Here is a 15,117-nt window from a genome sequence, read left to right as displayed (position 1 = left end):
ACCATGAATCCCCACCTCTTCCTCGCCTTCGTGATTGTCGCCGTCACCTTGGCCTGCACCCCCGGCGTTGATTGGGCATATTCGATCGCTGCGGGCTTGCGGCAGCGCAGTTTCGTCCCCGCCGTGGCTGGCCTGTGCAGCGGATACATCCTGCACACGGCCTTCCTGACGGCCGGGCTCGCCGCCCTTTTGACCGGCGTTCCGGGGCTCCTTGGCTGGCTGACGATCGCGGGCGCCGCCTATTTGCTCTGGCTCGGCGTGAGCACTATGCGCTCGTGGCGCGGCGCGAGCTTCAGCGCGGATGACGCCGTCGGGCAGTCCCGAAACCAGTTGCGCACCTTCCTGCAAGGCATGGGCACCAGTGGCATCAACCCCAAGGGCCTGCTGTTCTTCCTGGCACTTGTGCCGCAGTTCGTGAGCCCTGAAGCGTCCTTGCCGGTGCCGGTGCAATCCGGAGTGCTGGGCCTCACATTCGTGCTGTTCGTGGGCATAATCTACACGGCGGTGGCGATGACTTCCCGAAAGCTGCTGCAGTCCCGACCCTCCGCCGCACGCGTGGTGACGCTCGGCAGCGGCATTATCATGGTGGCGCTCGGGGCCGTGCTGTTGGGCGAACAGTTGCTTCCGCTGCTCCGGTGACGCGAGCGTCAGGCGAGATCGCTCTGGCGTTCTACGGCGAGGCGGCATATCGTCGGCTTCATGTCCGATCAATTTTCAGCCCTCGTGGAGGCCTTCAAAAAGGTCGGTGTATCGACGGCGTACGGCCCTCCCCTGCAGATCGGCGGAGAAGAACTAATCCCAGTAGCCCTGGTGTCCTTTGGATTCGGAGGAGGCGGCGATGGAACCAATGCTGCGGGCGGTGGAGGCGGCGGTTTTGTGCTCCCGGTCGGGGTCTATGGCCGCAACGCCAGCGGGCGCGTGACTTTCCAGCAGAACACCGTGGTTGTGATGGCCATGTTGCTGCCACTTGTCGGTGCCGTGGGCGTCTCGCTTCGAGGAGTCCTTCGCGCGCTTCGGTCCTAACCGCGGGCGTTAGGCCGTGCTAACCGCCAGGTTCGCCGAAGTCTTTGTTCCACAGCCGGCGCACCTCGATGTCCCTGCGGATCCCATCCACTGCCTCCAACTCGGCCCCCTCGGACTTACGCCGAGTCCGCATAACGACGCGAGGACTGAGCGGACGAGGGCCGGGCGCCCTCCGCCTGACCTCAAGCATCGACAGAGCCCGGTCCGTGAGTGCGTCGTTGCGCAAGGCGAGGCTGGTCTTCTTCCTCCGGAGTACCTCGGCGAGTGCGGCTTGCGCCGCCGCCCGCTCCCCCAACGCCCTGAGTGACTGCGCCCGTATCAGCAAGAGCGCCGCCGAGAGGTCGTCCGCGTTGCGGAGCCCGTCCGTCCATCTGACGACGTCGGCGTGCCGCTCAAGTGCCGCCGCTGCGGTGCAGCGGGCAAGCGCGGTGGGCAACGACGGCGGCAGGCTAGCCAGGATGTCGAGGGCCTCCGCCGTCTGGCCCGTCTCCCGAGAGCAGTGCGAGAGGGCAAGGAACACCGATTCCTCGCTGAACAGGACCGGAACTTCAATCCGCTCCGCAACCTCAACCCGCGTAACCACCCTGCCAAGGCAACTGCCGGAGAACCGGCTGGCGGCGTCGTCGATCCGTATGGACAAGCCCCGCTGCAGCAGTTCCGACGCGCGCAGATATCCGCCGTGCTTGTACGCAAGCAGGCCGGCAATCACGTAGCAAAGCCCGGCCCAGCCGGGGTAGGTGCGGGCTAGGGTGATGAGGCGGTCCGGTTCCGTGCTGGTGAAAATGGCGTCGTACACGGATTTGGCGGTCTTGCCGGCCAGCCGCTTGAGCTTGGGGACATCCCCGTCGACGTCGATCCGGCCAGCGGCCTTTCCCTTCAGGACGCCGGCAATCGCACCGCCCAGGCCCTCCGCCAGTCCACTCACCGAGGTGCGGACATGTCCGTCGCGGAACGGTGTGATGTCCCTCGTGTCGCCGAAAATCGCTCCTTGATTACCGGGAACCGATGGCTCACTCACGGTTGCCCTGCCGTCGCAGGATAATCCATTGCAGAATTGGGCATCACAGAACCATGCTAGCTGCGCGTTGTCCCACGCCATCCCCTCTATTTCCCGGGTTTTCGGGAGTAAGATATCCTCGTCGGCAGGGTTCCGACTCCTTGCCGCGATGCGGCCCTCCATTTGAAGGGCCGATCGAAATCGTGATCGGGAGGAGCTATGACCACTGCTTCACACCCCGCGCAGCACCACGTGATGGGGCTGACGCTGCACAACACAGCACTGGGTTTGGGCTGGGTTTTCCTGGCTGTTGGCGTCTTGGGATTTATCCCGGGCATCACCAGCAATTACGGCGCCATGACCTTTGCAGGACATGATTCGGGCGCCATGCTTCTTGGAGTCTTCCAAGTATCCGTCCTGCACAACATTGTCCATCTGCTGTTCGGCGCTGCAGGCCTTTACCTGGCCAGAACCGGCAGGATGGCGCGTGGTTACCTCATTGGTGGCGGCGCAATCTACCTCGTCCTTTGGATCTACGGTCTAATCACCATGTCGAACATGAGCGCTGACTTCGTGCCCATGAACGCCGCGGACGACTGGCTGCACCTGGTTCTCGGCGTTGTCATGGTCGCCCTTGGCCTTTGGCTCGGGCGTGACGCAAGGGAGGAGACGAAGGGCCGCGCCATGTAGCGCACCCTGACTCTGCAGTACCTGCAGTTGCACGACGGCGGCCGTCCCCACCGGGGCGGCCGTCGCCTTGCATTTGGGGGTGCCTAGCCGAGCAGCCGGTGCTCATAGGCGAAGGCCACCAGTTGAAGCCTGGTACGCAGCCCGAGCTTGCTGAGCACACTGCGCAAATGGGATTTAACTGTGGCCTCAGAGACAAACAGGCTCTCTGCCAGCTCAGCGTTCCCCAGGCCCTTGGCCGCGAGCAAGAACACATCCCGCTCGCGTGGCGAGAGCTCGTCCATCACGGCGAGGTCCGGCCCGGCCACCGGCACTGTCCGGGCTGCGTGCTGGAAGAGCTCGTGCACCGGACCGGGCGCGATCACCGAGTATCCCGAGTACACGGTTCGGATCGCGGCCAGCAGGAACTCCGGCTCGGCACTCTTGAGCAGGTAGCCGCTTGCGCCCGTCTGCACCGCCTCAACCACGGCCTGGTCCCTGTTGAAGGTGGTCAGGGCAATGATCTTGGGCTTGTCCACTCCTGCCGCATCGGCTTCCTCCGTGATGCGCCGCGTGGCCCCGACTCCATCCAGCACCGGCATCCGAAGGTCCATCAGCATGACGTCCGGCCGCAGCTTGGCGGCGAGCGCCACGGCCTGTTCGCCGTCGTGGGCCTCCCACGCCATGTCCATGTCTGCTTGGCTCTGCACCAGCATGCGGATGCCGGCGCGGAAGAGGGGCTGGTCGTCTACCAAGGCAACCGTGATCTGCGCTTCAGCCACGTCCGCCGCTTTCCCGCTCAAGGGACAACGACGGCGAAGCGCCTTCGAGTGCAAGCGCCGGCTCCTGCTCAAAGCCCTTTGGGGACGCGGCTTCCCGGTCCGCAGCGCCTTCCAGGCCTTCTTCTCCGCGATTTTCCGAGGGGAGAGGTGCCGAGCGTGAACCGTAGGGGATGAAGACCGTCACACGGAACTGCTCGCCGTCGGGCCCGGAGCTGAGCCAACGGCCGGCCAGGTGTGCACGTTCCCGCATTCCGGGGATGCCGCGCCCCACACGCGCCACCTCATCGCCGTCGTCCGTCCCCCCAATCGAAACGGACGCCGGCAGTCGGAAGCAACGTGCATGGTCAGCCCAGGGCCGCTCCAGTCGAAGTGAAGCCGCACAGCGGTGCCGCGCCCGCCGTGTTTGAGGGCGTTCGTGAGGCATTCCTGGACAATCCGGAAGACGGCGAGTTGCTGACCCGCGCCAAGCTCAACCGGGACACCGGTCTCGCTCTGTTGGACCTTGAGGCTTCCTTGGCGCATTCGCTCCACAAGGGGCCCGACGTCGGTGAGCCGGGGCTGCGGGGCGACCAGGCCGTCGTCGCGCACTCCTTCAATGACGCGCTGTGCGTCCACCAGGGCGTGGCGGGCCGACACCGCGATGTTCTCCAAGGCGTCGAGCACTGCTTTCGGTTGGTCCTCTGGCTGAGGTAGCGTGTGCCGTCGGCTTGCGCGGCAATGACAGCGAGCGAGTGTGCCAAGACGTCGTGGAGATCGCGGGCGATCCGGGTGCGTTCCTGCTCCACGACCAGCTCGACCTCGGTCTCCTTGAGATTGGCCTGGACGAGGACCTTGGACTGGAAGAGCTTGCCCCGGTCCTCGTAGAGCGCCAAAGCGATGCCGACGGCGGCACAGCCTGCGGCAAAAGGATGGCGGTCAGCCCGAGTGATACGTACGGCTTCCACACCGCTACCGCGATCGTCAAGGCAATCAGGACAAGCATCCACGTGCCGGGCCACGTGTTCAACCCCCGAGGCCCCCATCCTTCCCGCTTCCGCCACGCACCACAGGGCGAAAAAGATGACGGCCGCCGCGGGGGCGCCCCATTGCCGTGCAACTTTCAGTGTCTGTTCCATGTCAGCCACCCTATCCACGGCCCGGGATGCGTCGACGCCGATTCTGCCCTCCTGCGTCCGATCTCCACCCGGAAGCCAGCGGATTCATCCTTGGAGCCAACCCGAGACGTGAGCGAGCGTCGGCGAAAATGCCGCCAAAAGTGATGGAGGGTCTGTCAAAAAGGCGCTAAAGGTGAGCGAGGGTTGGTCGAGGCAAACGCTCCATCACCTATCGGGCCCAAACCCCCAACGCTCCATCACGTATCGGGCCGTGAACCGCAGAGAACGGTCACCATCGTTTCGGCGTTCATGGGCCCAGTCTGGGTGTGCGGCCCGCCAGTGGTGGCGGAACAAAGAACGACGGCGACCCTCCCCAGCACGGGAGAGTCGCCGTCGTCGGCTTTTGGGGCTGAAGTGCTAGGTTATTCAACCGCAGCGGCAACGGCCGCCGTGACCGCAGGTGCAACGCGGGGATCCAGCGGGCTGGGCACGATGTAGTCGGCCGAGAGGTCCTCTTCGGCCAGCGCGGCGATGGCGCGGGCCGCGGCGAGCTTCATGGCCGGAGTGATCCGGCGCGCGCCGGCGTCCAAGGCTCCGCGGAAGATCCCGGGGAAGGCCAGGACGTTGTTGATCTGGTTCGGGAAGTCGCTACGGCCCGTAGCCACAACGGCCGCGTACTTGACGGCGACCTCGGGCAGAACTTCCGGGTCCGGGTTGGACAGCGCGAACACGATCGAATCCTTGTTCATGAGTTTCAGGTGTTCCTCGGCCAGCTTCGACGAGGAAACACCGACGAACACGTCTGCGCCCGTGAGGGCTTCGGCGGGTCCGCCGGAAAGGCCGCGGGGGTTGGTCCGCTGGGCGAAGCGGGCCTTGACGCTGCCCGAATCGGCCACCAGATCGGCACGCTCAGCGTTGATGATGCCCTTGGAATCCAGCAGGACGACGTCCTTGACGCCAGCAGTGAGCAGGATCTCGGACACGGCGATCCCGGCGGCACCTGCACCGGAAACCACAACCTTCAGTCCTTCAAGTTCGCGGCCGGTCACCTTGGCGGCGTTCGTCAGGGCGGCGAGAACCACGACGGCGGTGCCATGCTGGTCATCGTGCATAACCGGGCAGTCAAGGGCCTCGATAAGACGCTCTTCGAGTTCGAAGCAGCGCGGAGCGGAGATGTCCTCGAGGTTCACGGCACCGAAGCTTGGGCGCAGGCGGACCAGGGTCTCGATGATCTCATCCACGTTAGTGGTGTTGAGAACCAGCGGAATCGAGTCCAGCTCGCCGAAAGCCTTGAAAAGCGCGGACTTTCCTTCCATGACCGGGAGGGAGGCGCTGGGGCCGATGTTGCCAAGTCCAAGGACCGCGGTGCCATCGCTGACGACCACCACAAGGCGCTCGGCCCACGTGTGCGTGCGGGCAAGCTCCGGATTGGCGTGAATCGCCCTGCTCACCTCAGCGACGCCGGGGGTGTAGGCAATGGAAAGGTCACGCTTGTTCAAGAGCGGCACGGTGCTGGAAACGGAGAGCTTGCCGCCTTCGTGGGCCGCGAAGATTTCCTCTTCGCTCAGCGCCAGGGCAGTCAGGTTCTGTTCAGGGGTGATGGTTTCGACGGACACGTCGTTGTCTCCTCAGGCTAGCCGTGAACCCACGGCACAATTCGGGCAGGTGTAGAGGCTTCGGTGCCGGGCCAAGGGTGGTGGTCCGTGCTGTGAAACTCCTGCGGATATGGGCTGCTAGCCGCTTGGGTCCTGTCTTCGTAGGCAGGTCCTTGATAGGAAGACTAGAGACATCCAGCCATAAACACATACTTTTGGTCGTAGTGGTCTAGACCAATTACGCCAGTTGCCGGAAAAAGCTACGCGTCCGCAATCAACTTGCAGGCGTTCTTCAGGTCCTTCTCGGCATCGAAAAGCGAGATCCGACGGCAGTTGACCGACTGGACCAGACCACTGATCACGTGCAACAGAATCCGCGCCCTGCCAGCGTCGCCGATCGCCGACGTGACCATCTCGGCAGAGAGCACTTCGATGTCTCGCAAAAGCACCGGGATGTCACCGTCGCGGGTATCCCACGTGCGGGAAAGACAGTGTTCGACGGCGGGCTGCATGACCCGCATGTGGAAAATCTCCATCCCCAGACCGGTGAGTTCCTGCTGGCTGCACCGCGAAGACGCCGGCTTGGCGTCATTGAGTTCCCGTAGCTGCTGCCGGTAGACCGCGAGCATCAGATGGACCGTAGACGGGAAGTAGCGGTAGAGCGTCCCCAGCGGAACGTGGGCCCTGGTGGATACGTCCGAAAGGCTCACAGTATCGAACTGCCGCTGGGCGAAACCTGCGGCAGTCTTCAGTATCCGGGCGTAGCGCAGTTGCTGTCTCGGCGTGGTGGGAGCAGCCGCCATCTGGGGCAACCCCGCGGCCAGATCCAGCGAATACGGTTCCAGGGAGTTCGGTTCGGACATTTCCGGCGTTCTGTTGGTTTGGGCTTCGTTCTGGGAGATACCGCGGACGCCAAAGGCCGGGCGCGGTCCTGACAATGATACGGCAGCAAGTTGCCAGTTCCCTGAGAACGGATTCGCAGGCTATGCGACGCCCTTGATCTTCACCACGAATACGGCGCCCAGCAGGCCGATGACGGCTGCGGCCACATACAGCGAGATGTAGCCACCCCAGAAAGCAACAAAGGGATAGGCAATGAGCGGCGCGATCACCTGTGGCAAGGAGTTGGCCACGTTGATGACACCAAGGTCCCGGCCCCGGTCCAGCGCAGTGGGCAGCACTTGGGTAATGAGGGCGAAGTCGACCGCCAGGTAGGCACCAAACCCGATACCGAGCACCACCGCGCCAGCAATTGCTCCTGTCCAGGTGGGGTCGAGCCCAAGGATCAACGCAGCTAGCGAAATGACGATCGAGGAGATAATCACGAGGGGTTTCCGTTTGCCCATGCGGTCACTGATGGCACCGCCCACCACGCTTGTGACGATCACCATGAGGGCATAGAGGCCCGTCAGGATCAGCACGCCGAGCTCAGGCTTGATCCCCTGCATCTCCTCAAGATGCACGGCATCCTTGAGGAAGAACAGCAAGTACAGCGTGACCATATGGTTGCCGACATTCACCAGCAAGCGTGTCAGCCAGGCCCAGGCGAAATCCGGATATTTGACCGGCGAGATCCAGAACCCCTTGGCGAATGTCCCGAGCTTGAACGGTGGCCGAGTCTCCGCCGATAAAGGAACGTCGTCGTTCTTGAAAAGGTAGAGCACGACGCCGGCCAGCAGAGCGGCAGCGCACACGATGTATCCGAGGGCAAAGTTCCCCGAAACCACGGACGCGATCACTGCGCCCGCCAGGATCCCCACGGTTTGGCCCATGGCTGCAAGCCCGCCGACGGTGCCGCGCTGAGGCACCGGGACTCGGTCCGGGATGGCCGCCGTCAGGGCCGCGTACGCACCGTTGCAACCGGCCTGAACCAGGCACCACAGGAGGGCCATGACAGCGACGTTGGGCGCGCCTGCCAGGGCTATCAGGGCTGCCGCGCCGAGAATGGCACCAAAGAGCACCCACGGGACGCGCCGTCCGAAGCGTGACGTGGTGCGGTCGCTGAAGGCACCGAACAGGGGATTCGCCACCAGGGAAACCGCGGCGCCGGACCCCGTGACGAGGGCGAGAATGGCTTCCTTCTGGCCTTCGTCAAAGTGGATGGCCTGCTGCCCAAGCAGCACCTGAATGGGGCCGAAGAAGGCAGCATTGATACCAACATTGACCAGCACCACTCCGGTGACCCACAAGGCGCGGACGCGCTCTACGGGCTCGGCGAGCGCCGTCGTCGACCCTTGTGTTTGGGCAGGATCGTGGGCAGGATCCGTCACGGGCCTTTCAGGCAATGAACCAGGCAGATCGGACAGGCTCATGACGGTGCTCCCCTAGCGGCTTGACGTGTGGATTTTAGCCTAGCGCTGTAGGGGTACGATGCGTTGTCATGAAGGCACCTATGTGGACAAGTGCACCGACCCGGACGCGCTAGGGTGAGTCCGCACCCGTTAGGGTAACTCCAACGGACCGAGGAGGATCAACGATGAACATGCCAGCGAACCCCATCAACACCGCCGATCTGTACGACGAGCGCGCGGAAGATGTTGAGTCAATATCACTGCAGTTCCAGGACCTCGGCGGCGTCTCCCATTTCAACGGCCCCGCGCGCACCATCAAGTGCTTCGAGGACAATGCCCTGGTAAAGACCGTTCTGGCAACCCCGGGCGACGGCGCGGTGCTGGTGGTGGACGGCTACGGCTCGCTGCGCACAGCCCTGATGGGGGACATGATCGCGGAGAGCGCGGTCGCGAACGGCTGGGCCGGCGTCGTGATCAATGGGGCCATTCGCGATCGCGTGGCGATCGCGAAGCTGCCTCTAGGCGTCAAAGCCCTCGGAAGCAATCCCAAGAAGAGCTCTAAAGTGGGCCGTGGAGAAGTGGACATCGCCTTGGTGATCGATGGAGTGCACATCGAACCCGGCAACCTGATCTACTGCGATCCTGACGGGATTCTCGTGGAGCGGTGAGAATTTTCTCCCCATTCGGGTAAGACAGGGAATACAGGTGCGATTAGGATAGTTACTGAAAGCAACTATCCTGCTTAATCCCCTTTTCTTCGACCCCTTGGAGAAGCAATGTCCAAAGCCACGCCCGCTCGGGCCGCCGGTGAGGTCCTGACGCACCGTCAGACGCTCACCGTCATGGTGGGCCTCATGCTCGGCATGTTCCTGTCCTCCCTGGATCAGACCATCGTGTCCACGTCCATTTACACGATCGCCAACGACCTCGATGGCCTGTCCTTGCAGGCATGGGCCACCACGGCGTACCTCATCACGTCCACGGTGAGCACTCCGCTGTACGGCAAGCTCAGCGACATCTTCGGCCGCCGCCCGCTCTACCTGGCCGCGATCCTGATCTTCCTGGCCGGTTCCTTGTATGCCGGTTCGGTGCACTCCATGACCGAGCTCGCCATTGCCCGCGGTATCCAAGGCATGGGCGCCGGCGGTCTGCTGGCCCTCGCCCTGACCATCATCGGCGACATCGTTGCCCTCAAGGACCGCGCAAAGTACCAGGGCTATTTCATGTCCGTCTTTGGCGTTTCCTCGGTCCTCGGTCCCGTGGTCGGCGGCGCTTTCGCTGGCTCGTCCAACATCCTCGGCTTCGACGGCTGGCGCTGGGTCTTCTTCATCAACCTGCCCATAGGCCTGGCCGCCTTGGCCGTGGTGTTCCTTTATCTGCACCTGCCCGCGAAGCACGTCAAGCAGAAGATCGACTATTGGGGCGCGGCAGCCATCACCTTGGCAATCGTTCCGCTGCTCCTCGTGGCAGAACAGGGACGCAGCTGGGGCTGGACCTCCGTCAACTCTTGGATCTGCTACGGGCTGGGCTTCGTCGGTATCGTCGCGTTCCTGCTGGTTGAGAAGCGCGCAGGCGACTACGCTCTGATTCCCCTGCGGCTCTTCAAGAACATCACCTTCGGCCTGTCCTCCCTGCTGAACTTCATCATCGGCATCGGCATGTTCGGGGCCATCGCGATGCTCCCCATGTACCTGCAGCTGGTCAAGGGCCTCACCCCCACCGAGGCCGGCCTCATGATGATCACCTTCACAGTGGGTATCCTCTTCGGTTCCATTACAGCGGGACGAACCATCTCGGCGTCCGGCGTTTTCCGGATCTTCCCGATTCTCGGCACGGCCATCTTGACGGCGGCTGCGGTTGTCATGGGCCTGTCCCTTGGCGTGGACACCGGCTTGTGGGTTCCCGGCCTGATCGCCGTGTTCTTCGGCATGGGCCTCGGCTTCTGCATGCAGCCACTCACCCTCGCCATGCAGGTGTCCGTACCGCCGAAGGATATGGGCGTGGGCACCTCCACCGCGGCGTTCTTCCGTTCCATGGGCGGCGCCGTGGGTACCGCAGTGTTCATCTCGATGCTCTTCAGCCTGGCGGCCGACAAGATCGCCTCGGGCATGAAGGATGCCATCGGGAACGCGGACTACCTCAAGGTGCTCAAGGATCCCGCGGTTGCCGCCGATCCCGCCAACGCCAAGCTGTACGACTTCTTCAAGAACGGCGCCAGCAACGATTCGCTGAACGACACCAGCTGGCTGCACCACGCCAACCCGGTGCTCACCCGGCCTATCACCGAGGGTTTCGCGCAGTCGATCGACGCCGTCATGCTGACCGCAGCGGCGCTGACCGGCCTTGCCTTCCTGATCAGCTTCGCCCTGCCGAACAAGAAGCTGACCGACCCGAAGGCGGCAGCAAAGGAATCAGTCTCGGCCCACTAGGTTCCGCTAGGCACCAAACCGCGTCACGGCAGGCAGTCTTTTGGACTGCCTGCCGTTGCCGTTTCCAGTGCTCGCGCCGTGGAGTGCCCGACGGCGGCGCGAAAGTTTGCGTGGCGTGACACGTCCAGTGTGGCTGGCGGCATTGACTGGAAGTCACGCTGGCAGCGTGCCACACTGTGTAGCGCGAGTGCACCGGCGTCCCCGTCGGAATCAGCAGCCGACGACGACCGCGCCGCACAATCCACTACATTTCCTCAAGGGAGAGCCATGCCCATTTCCAGCTCCGACAGCCATTCCGGCGTCCCACGCAAGGTAATTGGCCTTGCCGTTGCCGGTGCTGTGGGCGGGTTCCTCTTCGGCTTCGACTCCTCGGTGGTCAACGGCGCCGTGGATGCGATGAAGGACGAATTCATGCTGAGCGAGGCGGTCACGGGATTCGCGGTTGCGGTGGCCCTGCTCGGCTGTGCGGCGGGAGCTTACCTTGCGGGCAAGGTGGCCGACCGCTACGGCCGCATCCCCGCGATGAAACTTGGTGCCGCCCTCTTCCTGGTCAGCTCCATCGGGACGGGCTTGGCTTTCAGCATCTGGGACTTGGTTTTCTGGCGGCTAGTGGGTGGTCTAGGCATCGGCCTTGCTTCCGTGATTGCACCGGCCTATATCTCGGAAATCTCGCCGCGCCAGGTCCGCGGGCGGCTCGCGTCGCTGCAGCAACTGGCGATCACCACCGGCATTTTCGCGGCCCTGCTGTCCGACGCCGTCCTGGCGACGTCCGCGGGAAGCGCCCACCACGCTTTGTGGCTCGGTATTGAGGCCTGGCGCTGGATGTTCATCGCTTGCGCCGTACCAGCAGCGGTCTACGGTCTGATCGCCTTCCGACTGCCGGAATCCCCACACTTCCTGGTCCTCAACGGCAAGGAAGACACCGCACGCAAGATCTTCGACACCCTGATGCCCGGCGACGATACCGAACGCCACATCCGCGAAATCCGCGACTCCATCCAGCAGGACAAGCTCTCCACCACAAAGGGTTCGCTGCGTGGCAAGGCGTTTGGCCTGCAACCCGTGGTGTGGATCGGCATCATCCTGTCGGTGCTGCAGCAATTCGTCGGCATCAACGTGATCTTCTACTACTCCACCACCCTGTGGAAGGCAGTCGGCTTCCACGAGCAAGATTCCCTGGCCATCTCCGTGGCAACGTCCATCACCAACATCTTGGTCACCCTCGTGGCAATCGCGCTCGTGGACCGCATCGGCCGACGTCCCATCCTGCTGACGGGATCCCTCGGCATGGCCGTGTCCCTGGGCGCCATGGCGATCGCCTTTTCTTCCGCCACTGGGACGGGTTCGTCCGTGTCCTTGACCGGCGCCTGGGGTCCCGTAGCCTTGGTAGCCGCCAACGTGTTCGTTGTCAGCTTCGGAGCCTCGTGGGGCCCGTTGGTGTGGGTGCTCCTGGGAGAGATCTTCCCCTCACGCATCCGAGCCCGCGCGCTCGGCCTGGCCGCCGCGGCCCAGTGGATCGCCAACTTCGCCATCACCTTGAGCTTCCCCATCATGGCGGCCGGTTCGTTGCCGCTGACTTACGGCATGTACGCACTGTTCGCGGCGGCGTCGTTCTTCTTCGTCATGTTCAAGGTGCCCGAGACAAACGGCATGTCCCTCGAGCAGGCTGACACCCTGTTCGTCCCGAAGGGCTCCAAGCCCGCGGAACTTGCGATCACACCCAAGTAGCCAAGGCTGTCACGCACCCAACTGGCTCGCATTTGTTGTCGTTATGAGGGCTTATAACGACAACAACTGCGAGCCAGTTGGGCTGTCTTACACGAGGTGCGGCTCGTGCGACTTCAGGAACCGGCGGCCGCCCACGGCCACCAGGATCGCGAACGCCAGGGCAACCGCCGCGGCAAAGAAGGGAACCTGCGGGCCGAATTGCTCACCTAGCTGGGCTGCGGCAAACGGAGCCAGCGCCCCGCCCATCCAGCGCACAAAGTTGTAACCGGCCGAGGCCACGGGGCGCGGCGAATCGGAGACTTCCATGGCGAGTTCGGTGTAGAGCGTGTTGTTGATGCCCAGCAGGGCCCCGGCCACAATAACCAGTACGACGACGGCGGTCACCGAGTGCCCCGCGGCCAGTCCCAGACCGGCGAGGTCCAGCAGGAGAGTTCCGAGGGTGCCGACCAGGACGTTGGTGGTGCCGAAGCGCCGCTGCAGCACGGGTGCCACGAAGACTGAGAAGACAGCCACTGCCACGCCCCAGCCGAAGAACACTGCGCCGATACCGTAGGCATCCATGCCCAGGATGAACGGGGTGAAGGCCAGGATGGTGAAGAATCCGTAGTTGTAGAACAGGGCGCTGGCTGCGGTGGTGCGAAGGCCCTTGTGGCCCAAGGCAAGGAGCGGGTCACGGAGGCGCGCCTTCGCGGCGGGGGCCGGAGTCTTGGGCAGAAGGACCATCAGGGCGATGAAGGAAACCGCCATGAGGACCGCGGTGCCGAAGAACGGTGCGCGCCACTGCCATCCACCCAGGAGCGCGCCGAGCAGAGGGCCGAGGGAAATGCCCAGGCCGAGGGCGGCCTCGTACAGAATGATGGCGGTTCCGGTTCCGCCGCTCGCGACGCCGACAATCACGGCGAGCGCGGTGGCCACGAAGAGGGCGTTGCCAAGTCCCCAGCCGGCGCGGAATCCGACGAGCTCACCCACGCTGCCGGAAAGACCGGACAGTGAGGCGAACACGACAATCAGGGCCAGGCCGATCATGAGGGTCTTCTTGCCGCCGATCCGCGAAGAGACGAACCCCGTCACGAGCATCGCGACGGCTGTCACCAGGAAGTAACTCGTGAAGAGCAAGGACACCTGGCTGGGGCTGGCCTGGAGGTTCTTGGCGATGGCCGGCAGGATCGGGTCAACCAGGCCGATACCCATGAAAGCGAAGACGGCGGCAATCGCCGTGGCCCACACAGCCTTGGGCTGCTTGAGGAACGAGGCTTTCTCGGCCTCGAGGGTTTCTTCCGCTGGCGGCAGTTGGTCTGCGAGCTGGCCTTTCATGGACTGCTCTCCTAGTTTTGGCTTGTCTTAGTTCTGGACTGAGTTGTTGATCTTGTCGAACACCGGAAGGGCGGCCGCGACGGAATCGCGCTCATCTTGGCTCAGGGTCCCGAGGATCCGGGCGATGAATTCGTTGCGCCGGCGGTCTGCATTCTCGACGGCGGCACGCCCCGCCGGCGTCGCGGCGACGCGGACGGCGCGGGAATCGTCCGGGTCTGCTTCGCGCTTGACCAGGCCGGCGCGCTCAAGCTTGATGATCTGCTCCGTGGCGCTAGGGACCTTGACCCCAAGGTTCCGGGCGATTTCTCCGACGCGAGCACCGCCGTCGAGCGCCATCTTGAGGACGCCAAGCTGAGCCGAACTAAGTTGCTCCTCGGAATCGAGGCGGCGCATCACGTAGACACTCTGCCGCAGGGCTTCCCGGAATGATTGGGCGAGGGCGAGGAGCGCGTCGTCAGCTGGATTGGTGTTCATATTTAGGTAGCCTAACAGTTAGGCTACCTAAATATCAAGGGATGCGCGTCTCACTTAGCAAGGGCTCCTCCGACCTCCTTGCTACAGCGCCAGCTTCAATCCCTCGTGACTGGCCACGAAGCCCAGCCGTTCATAGAAGCGATGGGCGTCCTTGCGGGATTTGTCGCTGGTGAGCTGGACCATGGTGCAACCACGGCTCCTGGCCTCTTCGATGGCCCACTGCATCATTGCCGCACCAACGCCATGGTCCCGCAGCTCGGCGGCGACACGCACGGCCTCGATCTGGCAGCGGAGCGAGCCCTTCCGCGCCAAGCCCGGAATGAAGCTCAGTTGGAAGGTTGCCACGCAGGCACCGTTCAAATGGCCCACCACCAACAATTGGGCGGGATCCTCGTTGATCTGCTGGAACGCCTGCAGATAGGGGCCAACGTCCTCGGCGTTTTCGCGGGAGCTGCCCAATTGATCAGCTGCGAGCAATCTCAGAATGGCGGGGAGGTCCTCCCAGTGGGCCCGGCGGAGGGTGAAGACTCCTTCGTCCAGAACCATGCTCAACAGCGGCTTTACTCCTGGATTTGCGTGACTCATAACACTAGCCTGACACAGCGCGAGATCTGTTGCACGAATTTCGAGTGAAACGTTCAATCGCAATTTCTTGGATGGTCCACGGCTATTTTCACGACCCTCCTCCACCTTTGGGGGTCCAAACCGCAACCCTCCTTCACCT

At 63.5% G+C, this 15,117-nt stretch carries 17 protein-coding genes; 8 read left to right on the top strand and 9 right to left on the bottom strand.

The features are described 5' to 3' along the window. Positions 1–3 precede the first annotated feature (3 nt). A complete protein-coding gene (locus tag OW521_RS12990; protein ID WP_268020051.1) occupies positions 4–639 on the top strand; it encodes a LysE family translocator in 636 nt (211 codons plus the stop codon). Between the two features lie 60 nt (positions 640–699). Beyond that, complete coding sequence (locus tag OW521_RS12985) at positions 700–1,023, top strand: hypothetical protein (RefSeq protein ID WP_268020050.1); 324 nt, start codon at positions 700–702, stop codon at positions 1,021–1,023. Between the two features lie 19 nt (positions 1,024–1,042). Here the strand turns inward: OW521_RS12985 and OW521_RS12980 are convergent, their stop codons facing one another. Further along, entirely contained in the window at positions 1,043–2,041 is a 999-nt protein-coding gene (locus OW521_RS12980) for a hypothetical protein (RefSeq protein WP_268020049.1), read from the bottom strand. Between the two features lie 198 nt (positions 2,042–2,239). On the opposite strand from OW521_RS12980, the gene OW521_RS12975 reads away from it, so the two are divergent. Beyond that, complete coding sequence (locus OW521_RS12975) at positions 2,240–2,710, top strand: DUF4383 domain-containing protein (protein ID WP_268020048.1); 471 nt, start codon at positions 2,240–2,242, stop codon at positions 2,708–2,710. Positions 2,711–2,793: 83 nt separating this feature from the next. Here the strand turns inward: OW521_RS12975 and OW521_RS12970 are convergent, their stop codons facing one another. Further along, positions 2,794–3,468, bottom strand: coding sequence for a response regulator (locus OW521_RS12970; protein ID WP_442781154.1), 675 nt, complete (start codon positions 3,466–3,468; stop codon positions 2,794–2,796). Further along, complete coding sequence (locus tag OW521_RS12965; RefSeq protein ID WP_268020047.1) at positions 3,461–3,739, bottom strand: hypothetical protein; 279 nt, start codon at positions 3,737–3,739, stop codon at positions 3,461–3,463. The genes OW521_RS12970 and OW521_RS12965 overlap by 8 nt, the downstream gene beginning before the upstream one ends. A 65-nt stretch (positions 3,740–3,804) precedes the next feature. On the opposite strand from OW521_RS12965, the gene OW521_RS12960 reads away from it, so the two are divergent. Continuing rightward, on the top strand, positions 3,805–4,161 hold the full coding sequence (locus tag OW521_RS12960; protein WP_268026117.1) for a hypothetical protein: 357 nt from the start codon (positions 3,805–3,807) through the stop codon (positions 4,159–4,161). A 38-nt stretch (positions 4,162–4,199) separates the two neighbouring features. Beyond that, positions 4,200–4,727: a hypothetical protein gene (locus OW521_RS12955; protein ID WP_268026115.1), complete on the top strand. Its 528-nt coding sequence runs from the start codon at positions 4,200–4,202 to the stop codon at positions 4,725–4,727. 257 nt (positions 4,728–4,984) lie between these two features. Here the strand turns inward: OW521_RS12955 and OW521_RS12950 are convergent, their stop codons facing one another. From OW521_RS12950 to OW521_RS12940, 3 genes are all read right to left on the bottom strand, one after another. Continuing rightward, entirely contained in the window at positions 4,985–6,178 is a 1,194-nt protein-coding gene (locus OW521_RS12950) for an NAD(P)-dependent malic enzyme (RefSeq protein WP_268020046.1), read from the bottom strand. Between the two features lie 239 nt (positions 6,179–6,417). After that, a complete protein-coding gene (locus OW521_RS12945) occupies positions 6,418–7,020 on the bottom strand; it encodes a TetR/AcrR family transcriptional regulator (RefSeq protein ID WP_268020045.1) in 603 nt (200 codons plus the stop codon). Positions 7,021–7,140: 120 nt separating this feature from the next. After that, positions 7,141–8,469: an MFS transporter gene (locus OW521_RS12940; protein ID WP_268020044.1), complete on the bottom strand. Its 1,329-nt coding sequence runs from the start codon at positions 8,467–8,469 to the stop codon at positions 7,141–7,143. A 164-nt stretch (positions 8,470–8,633) separates the two neighbouring features. Between OW521_RS12940 and rraA the strand changes: the two genes are divergently transcribed. The 3 genes from rraA to OW521_RS12925 all read left to right on the top strand — a co-directional run bounded on the left by rraA (position 8,634) and on the right by OW521_RS12925 (position 12,605). Then, positions 8,634–9,116, top strand: a complete 483-nt coding sequence (gene rraA / locus OW521_RS12935; RefSeq protein ID WP_268020043.1) for a ribonuclease E activity regulator RraA — start codon at positions 8,634–8,636, stop codon at positions 9,114–9,116. A gap of 108 nt (positions 9,117–9,224) precedes the next feature. Continuing rightward, positions 9,225–10,877, top strand: a complete 1,653-nt coding sequence (locus OW521_RS12930; RefSeq protein ID WP_268020042.1) for an MDR family MFS transporter — start codon at positions 9,225–9,227, stop codon at positions 10,875–10,877. Between the two features lie 267 nt (positions 10,878–11,144). Then, positions 11,145–12,605 carry a sugar porter family MFS transporter gene (locus OW521_RS12925; RefSeq protein WP_268020041.1) on the top strand — a complete coding sequence of 487 codons (1,461 nt, stop codon included), beginning with the start codon at positions 11,145–11,147 and terminating at the stop codon, positions 12,603–12,605. Positions 12,606–12,692: 87 nt separating this feature from the next. Here the strand turns inward: OW521_RS12925 and OW521_RS12920 are convergent, their stop codons facing one another. From OW521_RS12920 to OW521_RS12910, 3 genes are all read right to left on the bottom strand, one after another. Then, complete coding sequence (locus tag OW521_RS12920; protein ID WP_268020040.1) at positions 12,693–13,919, bottom strand: MFS transporter; 1,227 nt, start codon at positions 13,917–13,919, stop codon at positions 12,693–12,695. Positions 13,920–13,946: 27 nt separating this feature from the next. Next, positions 13,947–14,393: a MarR family winged helix-turn-helix transcriptional regulator gene (locus tag OW521_RS12915; RefSeq protein ID WP_268020039.1), complete on the bottom strand. Its 447-nt coding sequence runs from the start codon at positions 14,391–14,393 to the stop codon at positions 13,947–13,949. Positions 14,394–14,474: 81 nt separating this feature from the next. Then, a complete protein-coding gene (locus OW521_RS12910) occupies positions 14,475–14,978 on the bottom strand; it encodes a GNAT family N-acetyltransferase (protein WP_265979465.1) in 504 nt (167 codons plus the stop codon). Between the last annotated feature and the right edge of the window lie 139 nt (positions 14,979–15,117).

Source organism: Arthrobacter sp. MMS18-M83, from assembly GCF_026683955.1.
Classification (GTDB): domain Bacteria; phylum Actinomycetota; class Actinomycetes; order Actinomycetales; family Micrococcaceae; genus Arthrobacter.
Note: the sequence above shows the minus strand (reverse complement) of the source record. Positions and strands in the feature narration are given on the sequence as shown.